This window comes from Streptomyces sp. SID11385, assembly GCF_010548245.1.
Taxonomy (GTDB): Bacteria; Actinomycetota; Actinomycetes; order Streptomycetales; family Streptomycetaceae; genus Streptomyces.
Genome location: NZ_JAAGLR010000698.1, coordinates 1 through 4,316 on the forward strand (window position 1 = coordinate 1; position 4,316 = coordinate 4,316).

Genomic DNA, 4,316 nt, shown 5'->3' on the forward strand with positions numbered 1-4,316 from the left:
GCCGCCGTCGCGACGCCCTTCCTCCTGAGCGGCGGCCCGGAACCCGCCGGCGAGTCGGTCCGCGCGGCCACCGCGCCGCGCTCCGCGCCCGACACCCCCGTACCGTCGACGACTTCACCGAGCCCCACCCCCACCCCCACCCCCTCGGCGAAACCCACGCCCTCGCCCCGCACCCCCGCGAAGAAGAGCCCCGCCCCCGCGCAGCGGGCCCTGCCGTCCCGCGCCCCCGAGACCGCCGTCGTCGCCTCGGCGCGCAAGGGGGTCGGGGTGTGGGACGCGCCCGGCGACGAACGGGGGCTCGCCGCCTCGGGGGCGCGCTGGTACTACACGTGGTCGGCGAGCCCGCGCGGGATCGTGGACTCGGGCGCGCCCGGCTTCGTCCCGATGATCTGGGGCGAGAGAAACACGGACGACGCGACCCTCGCGACGGCGGGCGCGAACGGCCCGTACCTGCTCGGCTTCAACGAGCCGGACATGGGTAGCCAGGCGAACCTGTCCGTCGAACGGGCCCTCGACCTGTGGCCCAGGCTCATGGCCCACGGCAAGATCCTCGGCAGCCCGGCCGTCGCCTACGGCGGGGACACGCCCGGGGGCTGGCTCGACCGGTTCATGGCGGGGGCACGGGAGCGCGGCTACCGCGTCGACTTCGTCGCGGTGCACTGGTACGGGGGCGACTTCCGTACCCAGGAGGCGGTCCAGCAGCTCAGGACGTACCTGGAGGCGGTGCACCGCAGGTACGGAAAGCCGGTGTGGCTCACCGAGTTCGCGCTCACGGACTTCTCGCAGGGCGTCCGTTTCCCCTCCGCCGCCGACCAGGCGGCGTTCCTCACCGCCGCGACGAAGATGCTCGACACCCTGCCCTGGCTCCAGCGCTACGCCTGGTTCGGGCTCCCCTCCGCCGCCGGGGAGACGAACACGGGGCTCTACCACCCGGACGGCTCCTGGACGGAAGCGGGCGAGGCGTTCCGGGCGGCGCGGTAGGAGAGCCGGGTCACACCCGACGCTTATTGAGTCCGCCTCACTAAGCGGTACGGTGGCCTTATGAACGCCAAGGAGCACCCATCCGGACCGGACCGTACCGTCCGGCCGGTACGGCGCCGGCTCGGTGCCGACGAACGCCGGGCCGCCCTCCTCGAAGCGGCCCACGCGGCCTTCCGCAGCCGGGCTTACACCGAGGTCTCGGTCGCCGAGATCGCGCACGCCGCCGGGGCCTCGGAAGCGCTCGCGCACCGCTACTTCGGCAGCAAGTCCGGGCTGTACGCCGCGATGGTCACCGACGGACTGCGCGAACTGCTCGCGCGGGACGCGGCGTGCGACGCGGACCCCGGCCCGGACACGGACGGCTGGGACCGGCTGCGCGCGAGCCTGCGGGTCTACCTCGGTTTCATCGCCGAGGGCGCCAACGGCTGGGCCACGCTCCTGCGCGCCCCCGGCTCCGTACCGCCCGAAGCGCTCGCCGAGCGCGACCGGGGCAGGGCCGTCTTCCACGAACGCGTGACCACGCGCCTCGGCCTCGACACCGGAGACGCGGCCGTGCGCCTCGTCGTGGACGGCTACCTCGCCTACGTCGACAACGCCTGCCTGCGCTGGTGGGAGGCCGGCGGCCCGGAGGAGCTGCGGAACCCGCTGGTCGAGAGCGCCGTCGGCGCGCTCGCCGGGGCACTGGCCGCGCTCGACGCCGTACCGCGTTCCTAACCTTTTACCCACTTCACGCACGTCAGGACAGGTGATCGGCATGCTCGCCGGACGACTTCACATCCCCTCCCGCACCTTCGCCGTCAAGGAGGTGCCCACCCCGGAGCCCGCCGCGGGTGAGGTGCTCGTCAAGGTCGAGGCCGCGGGGGTCTGCCTCTCGGACGCGCACCTCGTCGACGGCACGCTCACGCCGCTCTACCTCCCGGGCGACGAGGTCACGCTCGGGCACGAGGTGTCCGGGACCGTCGCGAAGCTCGGGGCGGGCGTGAGCGGCTGGGAGCCCGGGCAGCGCGTGCTGCTCCAGGCCGGCGAGCACCGGGACGGCGCCGTGTGGACGCGCGGGGTCGACTACGACGGCGGCTGGGCCGAGTACGCGGTGGCCACCGCCGGGACGCTGCTCGCGATCCCGGACAACGTCTCCTTCGAACAGGCGGCGATCATCCCCGACGCGGTCTCCACCCCGTGGGCCGCGATCACGACGACCGGCGACGTGCGTCCCGCCCAGCCGGTGGGCGTGTGGGGCGTCGGCGGCCTCGGCGCGCACGGCGTGCAGCTCCTGCGCGCGATCGGCGCGGCCCCCGTCGTCGCCGTCGACCCCTCCCCCGAGGCCCGCGAGCGGGCGCTCGCCTTCGGCGCGGACCTGGCGCTCGACGCGGCCGACCCGGAGCTGCGGCAGAAGGTCCGCACCGCGACGCGCGGCGCCGGTCTCGCCGCCGCCTTCGACTTCGCGGGGGTCGCCGCCGTGCGCGAGCAGGCCATCACGTGCCTCGCGCCGGGCGGCCGTCTCGTCCTCGTCGGCCTCACCAACAAGCCCCTGACGATCCCGGACGGCACCGCCTTCAGCTACTTCCAGCAGCAGATCCTCGGCCACTACGGCTCCTCGGACGCCCACGTCGACCAGCTCGTGCGGCTCGCCGCGCTCGGCCGCCTCGACTTCGCCCGCTCGATCAGCGAGGTCCTGCCCCTGAGCGAGGCCCCGCAGGCCGTCGGCCGCCTCCTGCACAAGACGGGCGGCCCGGCGCCGGTGCGGCTGGTCCTGAAGCCGTGACCCGCGCGGCGGTACGCGGGTGAGGCGGGCCGGGGCCCGGTGCGTGGGTGACGGCACGCACCGGGCCCCGCCCTCCCTCTACTGGCCGACGAGCCCCGGCCTGAGCACCTGCGAATACAGCACCCGGCCGCCCTCCTCGCGGAGCCGGACCGTCAGTTCCCCCGAGTGCCCGTCGATGCTCACCTCGCCGTAGTTGGGCGGGAGTTCGGCCGGGGAGACGTTGGCGCGCGTGGGCGCCTTGAGGAAGGTCTGCCGGGGGCCGAAGGTGCCGTCGAGCGGGACGCTCGGGAAACCGCCCGCCGAGAGCGGCCCCGAGACGAACTCCCAGAACGGCGCGAAGTCCTGGAAGGCGGCCCGCTCGGGCGCGTAGTGCTGCGCCGCGGTGTAGTGCACGTCCGCCGTGAGCCACAGCGTGCCCGTGACGCGGGCGTGCTTGATGTGGCGCAGGAGTTCGGCGATCTGGAGTTCGCGGCCGAGCGGGGCGCCGGGGTCGCCCTGGGCCACGGCCTCGAAGTTCGTGGCGCCGTCCGCGACGACGAGGCCGAGCGGCATGTCCGCCGCGATGACCTTCCACACGGCCCGGGAGCGCGACAACTCGCGCTTGAGCCAGTTCAGCTGGTGTGCCCCGAGGATGCCCCGCGGGTCGTCGACCTGGCGGTTGCGGGAGTTGGGGTCGCGGTAGGTGCGCATGTCGAGGACGAAGACGTCGAGCAGCGGGCCGTGGCGCAGGACCCGGTAGACGCGTCCGTCGGGGTCGCCCGGCGCGAGCGTGCTGAGCGGGAAGTACTCGGAGAAGGCGCGGCGGGCGCGGGCGGCGAGGACGTCGATCCGCTTCTCGGTGTAGAGCGGGTCGTCGAGGATCTGGCCGGGGTACCAGTTGTTGCGCACCTCGTGGTCGTCCCACTGCGTGATCTGCGGGACCTGCGCGTTGAAGCGGCGCAGGTGCGCGTCGAGGAGGTTGTAGCGGAAGGCGCCCCGGTACTCGTCGAGGCTCTGCGCGACGGAGGACTTCGCCTCGGTGGTGAGGTTGCGCCACACCGTGCCGTCCGGGAGCGTCACGCTCGGCTGGATCGGCCCGTCCGCGTAGATCGTGTCGCCGCTGCACAGGAAGAAGTCCGGGTCCAGGCGCGCCATCTCCTCGTACACGCGCCAGCCGCCCCGGTCGGGGTTGATGCCCCAGCCCTGGCCGGCGATGTCCCCCGACCACAGGAAGCGCACGCCCGCCGAGCGGCGGGTGGGGACGGTGCGGAAGGTGCCGGTGAGGGGCCGCGAGGCGCGGCGGGGATCGTCGGGGTCGGTGAGCGTGACGCGGTAGTGGATCTGCTCGCCGGGCGGCAGTCCGTGCAGGGTCGTGGTGCCGGTGAAGTCGGTGCCGGGGGTCAGGAGCGGGCCGCGCCGGCGACGGGCGCCGCGGAAGGACTCGGTCGCCGCGGTCTCGACGGTCATCACGGCGGGGCGGTCGCTACGGACCCAGATCACGCCCGAGGACTCCCCGATGTCCCCCGCCTGCACACCCCAGTCGGCCGCGGGCCGCCCGGACCAGGCACGCGCGGGCGCGCGGCCCGCCGCCCGG

General features: G+C 74.5%; 4 protein-coding genes. 3 read left to right on the forward strand and 1 reads right to left on the reverse strand.

Going from position 1 to position 4,316, the window contains the following annotated elements:
- The 3 genes from G3I42_RS21375 to G3I42_RS21385 form a co-directional block, all read left to right on the forward strand.
- Window positions 1–981, forward strand: a 981-nt coding sequence (locus G3I42_RS21375; protein ID WP_203607110.1) for a glycoside hydrolase family protein, incomplete at its 5' end; no start/stop codon positions are given.
- Between the two features lie 60 nt (window positions 982–1,041).
- Entirely contained in the window at window positions 1,042–1,695 is a 654-nt protein-coding gene (locus tag G3I42_RS21380) for a TetR/AcrR family transcriptional regulator (RefSeq protein ID WP_164288277.1), read from the forward strand.
- 31 nt (window positions 1,696–1,726) lie between these two features.
- A complete protein-coding gene (locus tag G3I42_RS21385; RefSeq protein WP_164288279.1) occupies window positions 1,727–2,743 on the forward strand; it encodes a zinc-binding dehydrogenase in 1,017 nt (338 codons plus the stop codon).
- 78 nt (window positions 2,744–2,821) lie between these two features.
- Here G3I42_RS21385 and G3I42_RS21390 read toward each other — a convergent pair.
- Window positions 2,822–4,316 (reverse strand): alkaline phosphatase D family protein (locus G3I42_RS21390; protein WP_164288281.1); only part of this gene is annotated, 1,495 nt, incomplete at its 5' end.

Bases quoted from the DNA above. Each gene is read 5' to 3' on its own strand.
- G3I42_RS21380 (WP_164288277.1), top strand. From the start codon at position 1,042: ATGAACGCCAAGGAGCACCCATCCGGACCGGACCGTACCGTCCGGCCG.